Origin of the sequence: Pseudomonas tolaasii NCPPB 2192, assembly GCF_002813445.1 — a bacterium.
Taxonomy (GTDB): domain Bacteria; phylum Pseudomonadota; class Gammaproteobacteria; order Pseudomonadales; family Pseudomonadaceae; genus Aquipseudomonas; species Aquipseudomonas tolaasii.
The window spans coordinates 1,728,193-1,744,260 of record NZ_PHHD01000001.1; the positions used below are offsets into that span (position 1 = coordinate 1,728,193).

Annotated in this window: 12 protein-coding genes; 4 read left to right on the forward strand and 8 right to left on the reverse strand. The window is 62.6% G+C overall.

The window, feature by feature from the left end:
* Nucleotides 1–37 precede the first annotated feature (37 nt).
* The 4 genes from ATI14_RS07945 (at nt 38) to ATI14_RS07960 (ending at nt 7,648) form a co-directional block, all read left to right on the forward strand.
* Nucleotides 38–1,120, forward strand: coding sequence for an efflux RND transporter periplasmic adaptor subunit (locus tag ATI14_RS07945; protein WP_016972160.1), 1,083 nt, complete (start codon nt 38–40; stop codon nt 1,118–1,120).
* Nucleotides 1,117–2,187: an efflux RND transporter periplasmic adaptor subunit gene (locus tag ATI14_RS07950; protein ID WP_016972161.1), complete on the forward strand. Its 1,071-nt coding sequence runs from the start codon at nt 1,117–1,119 to the stop codon at nt 2,185–2,187. The genes ATI14_RS07945 and ATI14_RS07950 overlap by 4 nt, the downstream gene beginning before the upstream one ends.
* A complete protein-coding gene (locus tag ATI14_RS07955) occupies nt 2,184–5,243 on the forward strand; it encodes an efflux RND transporter permease subunit (RefSeq protein WP_016972162.1) in 3,060 nt (1,019 codons plus the stop codon). Before ATI14_RS07950 ends, ATI14_RS07955 begins: the two co-directional genes overlap by 4 nt.
* 215 nt (nt 5,244–5,458) lie before the next feature.
* Nucleotides 5,459–7,648, forward strand: a complete 2,190-nt coding sequence (locus ATI14_RS07960) for a glycoside hydrolase (protein WP_016972163.1) — start codon at nt 5,459–5,461, stop codon at nt 7,646–7,648.
* 106 nt (nt 7,649–7,754) lie between these two features.
* On the opposite strand, the gene ATI14_RS07965 is transcribed toward ATI14_RS07960, so the two are convergent.
* From ATI14_RS07965 to ATI14_RS08005, 8 genes are all read right to left on the reverse strand, one after another.
* Entirely contained in the window at nt 7,755–8,381 is a 627-nt protein-coding gene (locus tag ATI14_RS07965) for a class I SAM-dependent methyltransferase (RefSeq protein ID WP_016972164.1), read from the reverse strand.
* Nucleotides 8,382–8,421: 40 nt separating this feature from the next.
* On the reverse strand, nt 8,422–9,066 hold the full coding sequence (locus tag ATI14_RS07970) for a methionine ABC transporter permease (RefSeq protein ID WP_016972165.1): 645 nt from the start codon (nt 9,064–9,066) through the stop codon (nt 8,422–8,424).
* The gene (locus ATI14_RS07975; protein WP_080520399.1) at nt 9,056–10,171 is read right to left on the reverse strand and encodes a methionine ABC transporter ATP-binding protein; all 1,116 of its coding nucleotides are present in this window, start codon (nt 10,169–10,171) and stop codon (nt 9,056–9,058) included. The genes ATI14_RS07970 and ATI14_RS07975 overlap by 11 nt, the downstream gene beginning before the upstream one ends.
* A complete protein-coding gene (locus ATI14_RS07980; protein ID WP_016972167.1) occupies nt 10,168–10,983 on the reverse strand; it encodes a MetQ/NlpA family ABC transporter substrate-binding protein in 816 nt (271 codons plus the stop codon). Before ATI14_RS07980 ends, ATI14_RS07975 begins: the two co-directional genes overlap by 4 nt.
* 152 nt (nt 10,984–11,135) lie before the next feature.
* Complete coding sequence (locus ATI14_RS07990) at nt 11,136–12,488, reverse strand: LLM class flavin-dependent oxidoreductase (RefSeq protein ID WP_016972168.1); 1,353 nt, start codon at nt 12,486–12,488, stop codon at nt 11,136–11,138.
* Nucleotides 12,488–13,681 carry an SfnB family sulfur acquisition oxidoreductase gene (locus ATI14_RS07995; RefSeq protein ID WP_016972169.1) on the reverse strand — a complete coding sequence of 398 codons (1,194 nt, stop codon included), beginning with the start codon at nt 13,679–13,681 and terminating at the stop codon, nt 12,488–12,490. Before ATI14_RS07995 ends, ATI14_RS07990 begins: the two co-directional genes overlap by 1 nt.
* Nucleotides 13,682–13,723: 42 nt before the next feature.
* Nucleotides 13,724–14,965, reverse strand: coding sequence for an SfnB family sulfur acquisition oxidoreductase (locus ATI14_RS08000; RefSeq protein ID WP_016972170.1), 1,242 nt, complete (start codon nt 14,963–14,965; stop codon nt 13,724–13,726).
* A 187-nt stretch (nt 14,966–15,152) separates the two neighbouring features.
* Complete coding sequence (locus ATI14_RS08005; RefSeq protein WP_026083398.1) at nt 15,153–15,923, reverse strand: hypothetical protein; 771 nt, start codon at nt 15,921–15,923, stop codon at nt 15,153–15,155.
* Nucleotides 15,924–16,068: the final 145 nt, after the last annotated feature.

A 16,068-nucleotide genomic window follows, 5' to 3' on the forward strand; every position in this document is an offset into this window, starting at 1 on the left:
CACACTGGCAAGTCGGCATCACGCAAAAGGAGCCTGCATGGGCGGTCGCACTTACACACTCATCCTGGGATTTGGCCTATTGACGCTGCTCGGCGGCTGTGGCGAGAAAAAGGCCGAGCCCAAAGAGCATTCGCGGGTATTCGTGCAGACCGTGCAGTCGGCGGATTTTGCTGCGGCGGTCACCCTGACCGGTGATATCCAGGCCCGGGTGCAAACTGATCTGTCCTTTCGCGTAGGCGGCAAGATCATCCAGCGCATGGTCGACGTGGGCGATCGCGTCAGCGCCAGGCAAGTGCTGGCCAAGCTTGATCCCAAGGATCTGCAGACCAACGTCGATTCGGCCCAGGCCCAGGTCGTGGCTGAACAGGCGCGGGTCAAACAGACCGCCGCCGCCTTTGTGCGTCAGGAAAAACTCTTGCCCAAGGGCTACACCAGCCGCAGCGAATACGATTCCGCCCAGGCCGCGCTGCGCAGCAGCCAGAGCGCCCTGGCCGCCGCCCAGGCCCAGTTGGCCAATGCCCGCGAGCAACTTGGCTACACCTCGCTGATCTCTGATGCGCCTGGGATTATCACCGCGCGCCAGGCCGAAGTTGGCCAGGTGGTACAGGCCACGGTGCCGATTTTCAGCCTGGCTCGCGATGGCGAGCGTGACGCGGTGTTCAATGTCTATGAATCCTTGCTGGTGGAGCCGCCGCCGGATGCGCCGATCACCGTGAGTTTGCTGGATAACCCGAGCATCAAGGCCGTGGGCAAGGTTCGTGAGGTCACGCCCGCCGTGGCCGCGAATACCGGCACCGTGCAGGTGAAAATCGCCCTGCAAAGCCTGCCCAAAGGCATGGAACTGGGCTCTGTGGTCAGCGCCACCGCCAATGGCCCGGCCAAGGCCAGCATCGAGCTGCCGTGGGCGGCACTGACCAAAGACCTGAACGAGCCCGCCGTGTGGCTGGTGGACGGCGACGGCAAGGCGCAACTGCGCAAGGTCACCGTAGCGCGTTACCTCACCGGCAAAGTGATCATCGGCGACGGCCTCAAGGGCGGTGAAAAAGTCGTGGTGGCCGGTGGGCAGTTGCTGCATCCGGGGATGATCGTCGAGATCGCTACGCAAGGAGCCCAGCCATGAAGCGCCTGACGGTATTACTCGCCGCCAGCCTGCTGCTGGCCGCCTGCTCCAAGGAAGAACCGCCGCCGGAGCCTGTGCGCCCGGTGTTGTCGATGAAAGTGAAGTCAGAAGACCAGGAAAACCTTGGCCGCTTCGCCGGAACGATTCAGGCCCGCTATGAAAGCAACCTGGGTTTCCGCGTGCCCGGCCGTATCGCCCGCCGCGCCGTGGATGTGGGCGCGGAAGTGGAAAAGGGCGCCTTGCTTGCGGTCCTTGATCCCACCGATCAACAGAACCAATTGCGTTCGGCGCAGGGCGATCTGGCCCGCGTGCAAGCGCAATTCATCAATGCCCAGGCCAATGCCCGCCGCCAACAGGAGCTGTTCAACCGTGGCGTCGGCGCCCAGGCCCAGTTGGACGTGGCCCAGACCGACCTGAAAACCACCCAGGCCACCCTCGATCAGGCCAAGGCTTCAGTCAACCAGGCCAAGGACCAGCTCAACTATGCCGAACTGCGCACTGACCACGCCGGTATCGTCACCGCCTGGAATGCCGAGGCGGGCCAGGTGGTCAGCGCCGGCCAGCAAGTGGTGACCCTGGCGCGCCCGGACATCAAGGAAGCGGTGATCGACCTGCCCGCCGGCCTCGCCGAGCGCCTGCCGCCGGACGTGGTGTTTCTGGTGGCCGGGCAACTCGACCCGAGTGTCAACACCACGGCCATCGTGCGCGAGATCGAACCCCAGGCCCAAAGCGCCACACGCACCCGTCGCGCCCGCCTGACCCTGGCCGAAACACCTCCGGCATTCCGCCTCGGCACGGCGATCAGCGTGACGCTCAGCACCGCCATCGCGCCGCGCATCGAATTGCCGCTGACCGCGTTGCAGGAGGCCGACGGCAAAACCCGCATCTGGATCCTCGACACCCAAAGCCAGACCGTGCAACCGCGCGACGTCAACGTGATCAGCCGTGACGCCGACAGCGCCTTGCTCAACGGCGGTGTCAAACCCGGCGAACGCATCGTCACCGCCGGCGTGAACAGCCTGAAACCCGGGCAAAAAGTCAAAATCGACGAGGGCAGCCCGCGATGAAAGGGAGTTTCAACTTATCCGACTGGGCCCTCAAGCATCAGTCCTTCGTCTGGTACCTGATGTTCGTCGCGCTGCTGATGGGCGTGTTCTCGTACATGAACCTGGGCCGCGAGGAAGACCCCTCGTTCACCATCAAAACCATGGTGATTCAGACCCGCTGGCCAGGCGCGACCCAGGAAGAAACCCTCAAGCAGGTCACCGACCGCATCGAGAAAAAGCTTGAAGAGCTGGATTCCCTCGACTACGTGAAGAGCTACACCCGGCCGGGCGAGTCCACGGTGTTTGTGTTCCTCAAGGACACCACCGGCGCCAAGGACATCCCGGAAATCTGGTACCAGGTGCGCAAAAAGATCGACGACATTCGCGGCACCTTCCCTCAGGGGTTGCAGGGGCCGTCGTTCAACGATGAGTTCGGTGACGTGTTCGGCTCGGTGTACGCCTTCACCGGCGACGGCTTGTCGATGCGCCAGTTGCGCGACTACGTGGAGCAGGTGCGCGCCGAAATCCGCTCGGTGCCGGGCCTGGGCAAGGTCGAGATGATCGGCCAGCAGGACGAGGTGATTTACCTGAACTTCTCCACGCGCAAACTCGCAGCGCTGGGGATTGATCAACGTCAGGTCGTGCAGAGCCTGCAATCGCAGAACGCGGTAACGCCTGCCGGGGTGATCGAGGCCGGGCCGGAGCGTATTTCGGTGCGCACCTCGGGGCAGTTTGCCTCGGAAAAAGACCTGGCTAACGTCAACCTGCGGCTCAACGATCGTTTCTATCGCTTGGCGGACATTGCCGACATCAGCCGTGGCTACGTCGACCCGTCGCGGCCGATGTTCCGTTTCAACGGCAAGCCGGCAATCGGTTTGGCGATTGCGATGCAAAAGGGCGGCAATATCCAGTCCTTCGGCAAGGCCCTGCACACGCGTATGGACGAGCTGACCGCCGACCTGCCGGTGGGCGTGGGCGTGCACAAGGTGTCTGACCAGGCGGAAGTGGTGGAGGAGGCCGTTGGCGGCTTTACCAGCGCGCTGTTTGAAGCGGTGATCATCGTGCTGGTGGTCAGCTTTATCAGCCTCGGCATGCGCGCCGGGCTGGTGGTGGCGTGCTCGATTCCGCTGGTGCTGGCGCTGGTGTTCGTGTTCATGGAATACAGCGGCATCACCATGCAGCGCGTGTCGCTGGGCGCGTTGATCATCGCCCTGGGCTTGTTGGTGGACGACGCGATGATCACCGTGGAGATGATGATCACGCGCCTGGAAAAAGGCGAAACCAAAGAGCAGGCGGCCACTTACGCCTACACCTCCACGGCATTCCCGATGCTCACCGGTACTCTGGTGACCGTGGCCGGTTTTGTGCCGATTGGCCTCAACGCCAGCTCGGCGGGCGAGTACACCTTCACCCTGTTCGCGGTAATTGCCGTGGCCATGCTGGTGTCGTGGGTGGTCGCCGTATTGTTTGCGCCGGTGATCGGCGTGCATATCCTCAGCGCCAACGTGAAACCGCACAACGCCGAGCCGGGGCGCATTGGCCGTGCGTTCAATGGCGGCATGTTGTGGGCGATGCGCAACCGCTGGTGGGCCATCGGCATCACCGTGGCGTTGTTTGTGGCGTCGGTGTTTTCGATGCAGTTCGTGCAGAACCAGTTCTTCCCGTCATCCGACCGCCCGGAAATCCTGGTTGACCTGAACCTGCCGCAAAACGCCTCGATCAACGAGACGCGCAAGGCTGTCGACCGCCTCGAAGCGATCATCAAGGATGACCCGGACATTGCGCGCTGGAGCACCTATATCGGCCAGGGCGCGATCCGTTTCTACCTGCCCCTCGACCAGCAGCTGGAAAACCCGTACTACGCACAGCTGGTGATCGTCAGCAAAGGCCTGGAAGAGCGCGGCGCCCTGATTGCGCGCCTGCAAAAACGCTTGCGCGACGACTTCGTGGGCATCGGCAGCTATGTGCAGCCGCTGGAAATGGGCCCGCCGGTGGGGCGTCCGATTCAGTATCGGGTGTCGGGCAAAGACATCGACCAGGTGCGCAAACACGCCATTGAACTGGCGACCTTGCTGGACCAGAACACCCACCTGGGCGAGATCATCTACGACTGGAACGAGCCGGGCAAAGTGCTGCGCGTGGACATCGCCCAGGACAAGGCGCGGCAACTGGGGCTGTCGTCTGAAGACGTGGCGCAGTTGATGAACAGCGTGGTCAGTGGCGCTTCCGTGACCCAGGTACACGACGATATCTACCTGATCAACGTGGTCGGCCGCGCCGAAGATGCCGAACGCGGCACCCCGGAAACCCTGCAGAACCTGCAGATCGTCACGCCCAACGGCACGTCGATTCCGCTGCTGGCCTTCGCCACGGTGCGCTATGAACTGGAACAGCCGCTGGTGTGGCGCCGCGATCGCAAGCCGACCATCACGATCAAGGCTTCGGTACGCGATGAAATGCAGCCTACGGACTTGGTGAAGCAACTGGCGCCGACCATCGAGAAATTCAGCGCTGGCTTGCCGGTGGGTTACAAGGTGGCCACCGGCGGTACCGTGGAAGAAAGCGGCAAGGCCCAGGGCCCGATTGCCAAGGTGGTACCGCTGATGCTGTTCCTGATGGCGACCTTCCTGATGATCCAGCTGCACAGCGTGCAGAAAATGTTCCTGGTGGCGAGTGTCGCACCGCTGGGGCTGATCGGCGTGGTGCTGGCGCTGATTCCCACGGGGACGCCCATGGGCTTTGTGGCGATCCTGGGGATTCTGGCGCTGATCGGCATCATCATCCGTAACTCGGTGATTCTGGTCACGCAGATCCACGAATATGAAGTGGCGGGCTACACGCCGTGGGACGCGGTGGTGGAAGCCACCGAGCACCGGCGCCGGCCGATCCTGCTGACGGCAGCGGCGGCCAGCCTGGGCATGATCCCGATTGCGCGGGAAGTGTTCTGGGGGCCGATGGCGTACGCGATGATTGGCGGGATCATCATCGCGACCTTGCTGACGCTGCTGTTCCTGCCCGCGCTGTATGTGGCCTGGTACAAGATTCGCGAGCCGAAGCAGGAGCATCCGGCTGACTGAAATCCAAACCTGTGGGAGCGGGCTTGCCCGCGATAGCGATCTGTCAGTCACGAATAGGTTGCCTGACACACTGCAATCGCGGGCAAGCCCGCTCCCACAGGTTTTATCTTCATACACTTCAGGGTATGTACGAAACTTCCCGAAATACCTTGGGCCCCTCCGGCAAGCGATCGAGTGTTTTACCCTCGACCACCCTTGCACACAGGTCGAACCCCATGAACTTCCTGCGTCACACTTTGCTGATCTGCGGCTTGCTGCTCTCACCGATCACCTCAGCCGCCGTGCTGGAAAACGCTGTGTGGCGCGTCGAACTCGACCCCGCCACGCTGGCCCTGCGCGTCACGCCCACCGGCGAAACTTCGGTGCAGGCCTCCAGCGGCGTTGCCGCGCATGCCGTCAGCGACCTGCAAGCCGGCGTCGAACAAGCCGCCTGGCAATGGGACGACGGCGCCTTTCGCCTGAGTGCCCGTCTTGAGCAGCGCGACCTTTCCTTGACCATCACCGCCCGCGAGGCGGGCGAGTTGCCGTTGTTGCGTCAACCTGCCGAGGCCATGGGCCAAGGTGTGATCTGGCCCTTGGCCGAGGGGCATTACGTGCCCGCTGCTAACGGTGTGTGGAAAGCGTTTTTGCTGGACCAGGGCACGCTCAACACCACGCAGGACCTCAGCCTGCCGCTGTGGGGCGTGGATCATGGCAGCTTCACGCTGAACTGGTTGCTGACCAACCCCTACAACAACCGCTTGCAGTGGCAGGCCGAAGGCCAAGGCCTGGCGCTGTCTGTGGCCCATGACTTTACCCGTCTCGATCCTTCGGCACCCATGACGCTGCGTTTGCATCTGGGGGGCGCGGATCCTCTGGCCGGCGCCAAGCGCTATCGCCAATGGCTGGTGGAGCAGGGGCGTTATGAAACATTGGCGGACAAGCTTGGGCAAACGCCTGCGGCGCAAAAGTTGCTGGGTGCCAGCCACGTCTATGTGTGGGGCAATGACTTGCTGGCGCTGGAGGATGTGCGGGACTGGTCCAGGCTCGTTACGGTGCTGCGTGCCAATGAACTCAAGGGGCTGCTGGACAAGGAATCCACACAGGTCCTCAAACAAACCTCAGCGCTCAATCGCTATGAACAGACCGTGCTGCTGCGCGGCCTCAATGCGGCGATCAACAGGAAGGCGCGGCAGGCGTGGCAGGTTGACGAGCCGGACATGACGCGGCTGGCCGCCCGTTATGGTGAGTTGCGCGCCGAACTGGCCGTTACTTTTGCCGGGGCTCTGGGCGACACCCCTGAGAACTGGGGCAACAAGGTCGTTTCATCCTTGAAAAACGCCGGGCTGCAACGCTTGCTGGTAACACTGGGTGAAGGCTGGGAAGGCGGGCTCTGGCACCCCGAAGCGATTCGCGCCGGTGTCGACGCGGGTTACCTGATGGCACCCTACGATTCCTATGAAACTGCGCTGTCGGCCACCGAAAACCCGGATTGGACCACCGCCCACCTGGGCAGCAATGCTTACCGCAACTGCGCCATCGTCCTCAAGGACGGCAAGCTGAAAACCGGCTTCCAGCAATCCGGCCATTACACCGACCCACGTTGCGTGCGGCCCTTGCTGGAAGCTCGGGTGAAAGCGGTGCAGGGCAGGGCGGGTTTCAACGCCTGGTTCCTCGATGCCTACGCCACCGCCATGGTCTTTGACAGCTACCGCGACGGCGCACCCATGACCCAGGCGCAAAACGCCGAGGGCAACATCGAGGCGTCCCGCTGGCTGAACACCGCGCTCAAGCTGCCGGCCGGTTCCGAAGACGGCAATGCGATCACCGCCCAAGGCATCCTGTTTGCCCACGGCATGCAGACACCGGTGATGGGCTGGGGCGATCGAGAGATGACGAAGGACAAGCAGTCGCCCTATTACGTCGGCAACTGGTACCCACCGGAGCAGCCGGCAGTGTTCTTCAAGCCCGTGCCGCTGAAAGAGCCGCTTCGCACGGTATATTTCGACCCTGGCATGCGCCTGCCGCTGTATCAGGCGGTGTTCCACGGCTCGGTGATCACCACCCATCACTGGCTGTTCGACAGCCTGAAACTGAGCAATGTGCAGGTCGAAAACCAGCTGACCCAATTGCTCTACAACGTGCCGCCGCTGTATCACTTGAGTGATGCCACGGTTAAACAGCGGCTGCCGCTGATTCAGCGCCAGGACGCTTTCTTCCGCCCACTGCATCAGCGCTTGGCCACTCAGGCAATGACCGGGTTTCGTTGGTTGACGACGGATCGGCAGGTGCAGGAGACCACGTTTGCCGACGGCACGCGGTTGGTGGCGAACTTTGCCGCCGGGGAAAAAGAGGGGTACGCGGGGCACAGTGTGACGGCGTTGGTGGCGGGTGAAAAACCTGTGGTCCTTCAGGTCTATCAATAGCGCCATGCAGGCCGCAATCGCAGGCAAGCCAGCTCCCACACTTGGAATGCATTCCCCCTGTGGGAGCTGGCTTGCCTGCGATGCGGCCAGATCAGCCAACACACTTCTATGTTTTGCGCCACACACTCGCCAACCAGGGCTGCTGCTCCCTCGGCAACCCAGCCGGCCGGTAATAATGCTCCAACTCCACAAACCCCGCCTTGGCCAGCAACGCCTGCCACGCCGCCAGGTCGTGATACGACCCGTACCGCGGCCCATTCCAGCCTTCCTGGTTTTCACCCCGTGGGTTGGAACTGAACAACACTCCGCCCGGCTTCAACGCGCCATGCAGTTGCTTGAGCACGCGCGGCAGTTCCTGCTTGGGAATGTGAAACAGCACCGCATTGGCAAACACCCCGTCAAAGCGTTCGGCAGGCAAATCCAGCTTCAGAAAGTCCTGCTGCAATACCTCGCAGCCACTGTCTTCGCGCGCCATCTGCGCAAACCGCTCGGAGCCGTCGAGCCCCACCGCGATGTGGCCCATGCGCGTAAACGTCTGCAAATCCCGCCCCGGCCCGCAGCCAAAATCCAGCACGGTAAAGGGCGCCGGGCCCTGGATATGCCGCAGCAGGGCGTCGATATTCTGGCTCACATCGTGATCGCGGGTGCCTTCACGGAAATCCTCGGCCACTTTGTTGTAGTGGCCGAGGGTGGTGGAGGTGATTTGGGTGAGGTCGTCGGGTTTTAGGGGCATGACGGGGGCTACCGTTTTTTTTCGATGGCCCGACTATACCTCACCTCTTGTTCAGCACCCGCGCCAGGCGGTCCCCCCCCAACTGAATCACCGCCACCAGCACCACCAGCAGCACAATCACCGTCAGCATGATCTGCGTATCAAAGCGCTGATACCCATACCGGTAAGCAATATCCCCCAGGCCGCCGGCGCCAATCGCTCCGGCCATGGCCGATGAATTGATCATGGTCACCAGCGTGATGGTGAACCCGCCGACAATCCCCGGCAGCGCTTCCGGCAACAGTACGTGCCAGATGATGTGCCAGCGGCGGCAGCCCATGGCCTGGGCGGCTTCGATCAGGCCGTGGTCGACCTCGCGCAGGCTCACTTCGGCGATGCGCGCAAAGAACGGCGTGGCGGCGATGGTCAGCGGCACCACGGCGGCCCACACACCGTAGGTGGTGCCGACGATCAGCCGGGTGAACGGGATCAGCGCCACCATCAGGATCAGGAACGGGATCGAGCGGAACAAATTCACGAACCCGCCCAGCACACGGTTCAGCGCCGGAGCCTGGTAGATGCCGCCCTTGTCGCTGGTGACCAAAAACACCGCCAGCGGAATGCCCACCAGCAATGCGATCAGCGACGACACGCCCACCATCAGCAAGGTGTCGATGGCGCCCTGCAATAAACGATCAAACCACATAGCCCAGCACCTCCACAGTGTGTGCCCAGCGTGCGGCACGCTTGCACAGGTCTTCGGCATCGTGAGGCGAGCCATTCACCGCCAGCAGCAGTTGCCCCAGGGCATGCCCCTGAATCCGCTCCACGCCGCCTTGCAGCAAGCGCACGCGGCCACCCAGGGCGCTGAACAGCGCGGCCAGGTCCGGCTCGTCGGTGTGGCTGCCGGTGAATTGCAAACGCAGTACCGTCGCAGCCTCCGCCGATGCCGGCAGCGCCTGTAAACGGCTTTGCAGCTCTTCCGGTAAGCCCTGTTGCAACGGCGCCAGCAGGGTTTGGCTGACCTCGTGCTGGGGGTTGCCAAACACTTGCCACACCGGGCCTTGCTCGACAATGCGCCCGTGCTCCAGCACCACTACGCGGTCGCAGATCTCGCGGATCACCGCCATTTCATGGGTGATCAACACAATGGTCAGGCCCAGGCGCTTGTTGATCTCGCGCAGCAGGCCGAGGATCGATTGGGTGGTCTCCGGATCGAGGGCCGAGGTGGCCTCGTCGCACAGCAGGATTTCGGGGTCGTGCACCAGTGAACGGGCAATGCCCACACGCTGTTTCTGCCCGCCTGACAGCTGCGCCGGGTAGGCCTTGTGCTTGTCCTGCAAACCCACCAGTTCCAGCAGCTCGCGCACCTTTTGCTCGCGTTGCAACTTGGGCACGCCCGCGACTTTGAGCGGCAATTCGACGTTCTGCCACACGGTCTTGGCCGACATCAGATTGAAGTGCTGGAAGATCATGCCGATGCGTCGACGCAGCGCCACCAGCCGGTCTTCGTCAAAGTCGCCGATGTCCACCTGATCGATCAGCACGCGGCCGCTGCTCGGTTGCTCCAGGCGGTTGATGGTGCGGATCAGCGAGGATTTACCTGCGCCGCTGCGGCCGATGATGCCGAACACCTCGCCGCGCCGGATCGCCAGGTCAATGCCTTGCAAGGCATGCACAGTGCCGCCGTAGGTCTTGCCCAGGTTGATAAAACGCACGTGGGCCCGGTTCAAATCCGGATGCAGCTCGGTCTGTTCGGCTTCCCTGGGCTTGACCCCAAGGTCACGCAATTGGGCGTGGGCGGCGGTCATTTTTTATCTTCCCAGCCGACCTGGTAGAGCTTGCCCAGGGATTTATCCAGCGCCGCGCGTACCACCGGCGAATGCTGGTAGATGTCGACGAACTTGATCACGCGCGGGTCGGTTTTGCTTTTCGGCTGGATCACGAACTGAATCACGTATTCCGGGTGGTCAAGGCCGTCAAACAGCAATGCGGACTCGGCATCGAAGGTCTTGGACAGGCGTATGTACGCCGGGTAGCCCTGCACCAGGTCAGCATCGTCATAGGCGCGCACCAGTTGCACGGCCTCGACTTGCAGGATCTTGATCTTCTTCGGGTTGCTGACAATATCTTCCTCGGTGGCCTTGTAGCCCACGCCCGGTTTGAGGGTGATCAGCCCGGCCTTGGCCAGCAGTTGCAGGCCCCGGCCGCTGTTGATCGGGTCGTTGGCAATGGCCACGCTGGCGCCCTGGGGCAGGTCGTTGAGGCTTTTGTATTTCTTCGAATACAGGCCAACGTTGTTGATGATGCCTGGCGCGTACGGCACCAGGTCAAACCCGGCGGCGGCCTTGGCGTTTTCCAGGAACGGGATGTGCTGGAAGTAATTCACGTCGATATCGCCGGCGGCCAGGCTGACGTTGGGGGCGATCCAGTCGGTGAATTCCACCAGTTGAACCTTGAGACCCTGCTTGTCGGCCTCGGCCACGGCGGCCTCCAGCGGAATGGCGAAGGCAGCGGTGGTGCCGATTTTCAGCGGTGCGTCGGCGGCGAAGACCGCCGAGCTGAATAAACCAAACGCCAGGGCCAGTGCTTTGACTGGGTGGGTGAAGAGGGTCTTTTTCATAATCGGTTTCCAGTCATAAAAAGTAGGTATTCACGACCGAGATCGTTCCCATGCTCTGCGTGGGAATGCCTCTCTGGACGCTCTGCGTCCGCTCTTGGGACGCGGAGCGTCCCGGGCTGCATTCCCACGCAGAGCGTGGGAACGATCAGTCATTAGTGGCGGTAGGTGGCACCGGTGTGTTGTTCGGGTAGGCGAGCGCCAGCGTGGAAGACTTTTTCACGCAGCGTTCCCTGCTCATAAGCGGTCTTGTACGACCCCCGCTTCTGCAACTCCGGCACCACCAGATCAATAAAATCCACATAGCTTTCCGGCGTCACAATGCGTGTCAGGTTGAAGCCATCCAGCCCCGTTTCGCTGATCCACGACTCCAACTCGTCCGCCACTTGCCCGGGCGAGCCGACCAGGGTGATGTACCGGCCGCCCAGCGCGTGCTGTTCGAGCAATTTTCGCCGGGTCCAGTCGTTGTTCTGCAGGTTCTTGGTGGCCGACTGAATCGCGTTGCTTTTCACGTACTGGATGGGTTCGTCCAGTTCGTATTGGGCAAAATCGATGGCCGTGGACGCCGAGAAATGCGCCACACCCGCTTCCGGGCTGGCGTAGCTCAAGTACTCGGCGTGCTTGGCCCAGGCCAGCTCTTCGGTGGCGCCCACGATGACGTTGAGGCCCATAAACACCTTGATGTCATCCGGATTTCGCCCGGCTTGCACGGCACTGGCGCGCACCTTGTCCACCTGGGCCTTGGTCGCGGCCTTGTTCTGCCCGCTGATAAACACGCACTCGGCATGCCGCCCGGCGAACAACAAACCGCGGTCCGAACTGCCGGCCTGGAACAGCACCGGCGTGCGCTGTGGCGACGGCTCACACAGGTGGTAACCCTCCACCTGATAAAACTCGCCGTGGTGCTCGACCTTGTGCACCTTTCCCGGCTGCGCGTACACCCGCGCCTGCGGGTCGTTGAGCACCGCGTCGTCTGCCCAGCTGCCTTCCCAGAGTTTGTAGAGCACTTCCAGGTACTCGTCGGCCTGGTCGTAGCGCCGGTCGTGCTCGACCTGCTCGGTCAGGCCCATGGCCTTGGCGGCGCTGTCGAGGTAGCCGGTGACGATGTTCCAGCCCACGCGGCCACGGCTCAGGTGATCGAGGGTGGACATGCGCCGGGCGAACAGATACGGCGGCTCGTAGGTGAGGTTGGCTGTGACGCCGAAGCCGAGGTTTTTGGTGACGGCGGCCATGGCCGAAACCAGCAGCAACGGGTCATTGACCGGCAGCTGGATCGACTCTTTGAGCGGCACGTCGATAGAGTGTTGATACACGTCGTACACGCCGACGATATCGGCAATGAACAGCCCGTCGAACAGCCCGCGTTCCAGGGCTTGCGCCAGTTCGGTCCAGTATTCGACGGTTTTGTATTGGGTCGAGGTGTCGCGCGGGTGAGTCCACAGGCCGTGGTTGATATGCCCGATGCAGTTCATGTTGAAGGCATTGAGCAGGATCTTTTTCTTCGCCATCAGATAGTCCCCCGCAGTGGCGGGTTTTCATCGTTGAGGTAGTAATTGCCGACAGCGTGGTACTTCCAGCGCACCGGGTCGTGCAGGGTGTGCACGCGGGCGTTGCGCCAGTGGCGGTCCAGGCCGTGTTCGGCCAGGGTCGCCTGGCTGCCGGCCAGTTCGAACAAGGTGCTGCCGGCGGCGAGGGAAATTTCGGTACTCAACGCGCGCACTTCGGCCACGGCAATCGAGGCGGCGGCGACGGTCTCGGCATTGCTGTCGGCCTGGGCGCGATCGAGGAATTCACCCGAGCGTTCCAGCAGCGCCTCGGCGGCGTGCAGGCGGATGCTCAAGTGGCCGAAGCTTTTCAGGGTCAGCGGGTCTTCGGTGGCCTTGTCGTTGCCCGAATCAATCCACGGGCGGGTTTTGGTGCGAACGAAGTGCAGCGCATCTTCAAAGGCCGCGCGGGCGATGCCGGTGTCGATGGCGGCGTGAAGAATCTGCGCCAGCGGGCCGACGGTGGTGGGGCGTTCGAAGGCGCTCTGGAACGGGATCACGTCTTGCGCGGCGACCCACACGTTGTCGAACACTACCGAACCGCTGCCGGTGGTGCGCTGGCCGAAGCCGCTCCAATCGTCAATCACGCTCAGGCCTTCGCTGTCGCGCGGCACGAACGCCAACTGCTGCACCCCGTGTTCATCCACCACAGAGGTCGGGATGCGTTGCGCATAGATCGCGCCAGTGGAGTAGAACTTGCGGCCGCTGATGCGAAAACCGTCGCCGTCGCGGGTGAGGGAGGTCACGCGGTCGTGGGCGGTCTTGGTGCCCAGTTCCGCCAGGGCATTGCCGAAACGCCGGCCGGCGAGCACTTCGGCGTACAGGCGTTTTTGCTGGGCCAGGCTGCCGTTCACACGCAGCACTTCCAGGGCATAGAAATGGTTTTGCGGGATTTGGCCGAGCGAAGCGTCTGCCTGGGCGATCAAGGCGATCACCTTGGCCAGGGTGACGTTGGAGACACCCGCGCCACCGTGTTCCTTCGGCACGCTGATGCCCCACAGGCCGGAGCGCGAAAACACGTCCAGCTCGGGCAGCGGCAGGCGGCGTTCGCGGTCGCGCTGGGCGCTGTCGCGGCGGAAGTCTTCGGCCAGGTCGCTGGCGACAATAAGGGCTTGTTCGTCACTGGTTATAACCGCGACGTGGTGAGAAAGGGTCATGCGTATTTCTCCAGAAGCTCGTGGAAAAAGTGTTCTGGGTGGTTAAATCCAGGAGTGACGAGCCGGCAAAGTGCCGTTCAGGCGATAAGCGCCCACCGCGTGATACTTCCAGCGCACCGGGTCGTGCAGGGTGTGCACGCGGGCGTTGCGCCAGTGGCGGTCGAGGTTGAATTCGGCGAGGGTGGCGCGGCTGCCGGCCAGCTCGAAGAGCTTTTCGCTGACCAGCAGCGACACTTCGGTGGTCAGAACTTTTGCTTCGGCCACGGCAATCGAGGCTCGGGCGGCGGATTGCGCGGTGATCGGCGCGGCGTTGACCTGATCCAGCACCTGGCCGGCCTTGCGCAGCAGGGCTTCGGCGGCGTGCAGTTCGATCTTCAGCTTGCCGATGTCGGCGATCACATACAGGTCGTCGCTGGCGCGTTCGACCTTGGCGTCGATCCACGGGCGCGAGCGTTCGCGCACGAACGCAATGGTGTCGTCGAGGGCGCCGCGAGCGATACCGGCGTCAATGGCCGCCTGGATCAATTGCGAGACGGCGCCCTGGATATTCGGGCTTTCACCGATGCGCCAGTTTTCCACCACCAGCTCGGCGTCCACCGGCACCTGATCCAGCAGCACGGTGCCGCTGGCGGTGGTGCGTTGGCCAAAGCCCGACCAGTCATCAACGATGCGCAGGCCCTCGGTGCCACGGCGTACGAAAGCCATGACCTGCTTGCCATCATCGTTCAGCGCTTTTACCGCGACCCAGTGCGCAAACAGCGCGCCGGTGGAGTAGAACTTCTGGCCGCTGATCACATAACCGTCACCGTCGGCGGTGATGCGCGCCTTGAGCTCCAGGGTGTTTTTGGTGCCACGTTCCGGGCCGCCGTTGCCGATGCGCCAACCGTCGAGGACGCTCTGGAACAACTGCTTTTTCTGGCGCTCGCTGGCCGCACCCTGCAACAGGTGCAGGATGCCAAAATGGTTCTGCGGAATTTGCCCGAGGGCCGGGTCTGCCGCGCTGATGATCGCGAACACCTCGGCCAGGGTCACGAAGGACACCTCCGGGCCGCCGAATTCGCGGGGGATGGAAATACTGCCCAGCCCGCTGCGGGTGAACTGCTCGATCTGTGCCCACGGCAGCTTGCGTTGTTGATCGCGTCTGGCGGCTTGCAGGCGCGCTGCCTGGGCCAGCTCGTGGGCGGCGCTCAGGGCCTCGGCGTCGTCTCGCAGCACAGCGGCCGGCAACAACAGGGGGGCAATGTCCAGATCACTCTGGACGGGTGTTAAAGCCAAGTTAGACATCAGCGCCGCTCCTTGGCTGCACGCAATGCCCTGGCGTTATGCACCGGGGTAATTCTGACCATACCGACCTCGCATTCAATGAAATAAAAACAGAAAAATCAGAGATGTCCGGTGGTCCGGTGCATATACCCTAAGCGCGTTAAATTTTTAAATAAACTAACTTATGGGAATAAGCATAGAAGGGCTGTCAGCCCGGCTCGCAGGGCGAGCCAGGCTGACGGGGTTGATAGGTCGATGCGGGCCAGGCTGTGCGGGCTGGCGCCTGTGGCAAGCTGGCGGCGATGGCCAGCGTGCGGGCGGGTGCCCAGCGCGAATTATTGCCCACGCGATCCAGAATGCAGTAGGTCACTTCAAGGCGGCAGTCGTCACCCGCCTCAATGATCACCGCTGAAGGCACCCACACCTGAACCGCCTGGCCCACGGCCCTGGCCTTGATTGTCGGCAAGTCCAGCCGCACGTCACCCCAGCGCAGGGTGATGGCGTCACCGGCCGCCATGTTCAGGTAGGGCTCGATGGTCAGCGGAATGCCACGCCGTACCTGACTGCTGTTGATGCCGTAGCGGCGGATGGTGTCGGGCAGGCTGACCGGCGCCAGGTTTTGATTTTCATCGGTGTACAGATTCGAAGGCTGGCCGCCCGGAAAATCAGTCTTGACCCGCACGGTGGCCATCGGCGAACGCGCAGGGCCGTGGCCGATCTGCATGACTTGATAGTGAACCCGCGCCAGGCCGTCCTGCACAAAGCTTTCGGGAATTCGCAAGTGCGTGGGCATGCCGACCTTGCAGGCGGTGACCCGTCGCGAGGCGGCAAAGCAGTTGTTCCAGAACAGCTCGATCAGGTCGCCCTCTTCCATGCCAATGTACGGAGCGATGTCGACCTGCAAGTGTGCGGCAGCCAGGGCATTGATGCCGTTGCGAACGGCCTGGGGCAAAGTCGGGGCGGTGAGCGTGCGCGTCATAAGTAATCTCCTTGATGCAGCCAGCAGCAATCGTTCCGGCGCCCGTGGCGCGGGTGCGCAGGGTGCCGAAAGGAACGATTCGATGAATTGCCGGGATAGGATCCAATCCTCTGGGTGCTAGATAAGAGGGTTGGCGGGGGAGCGT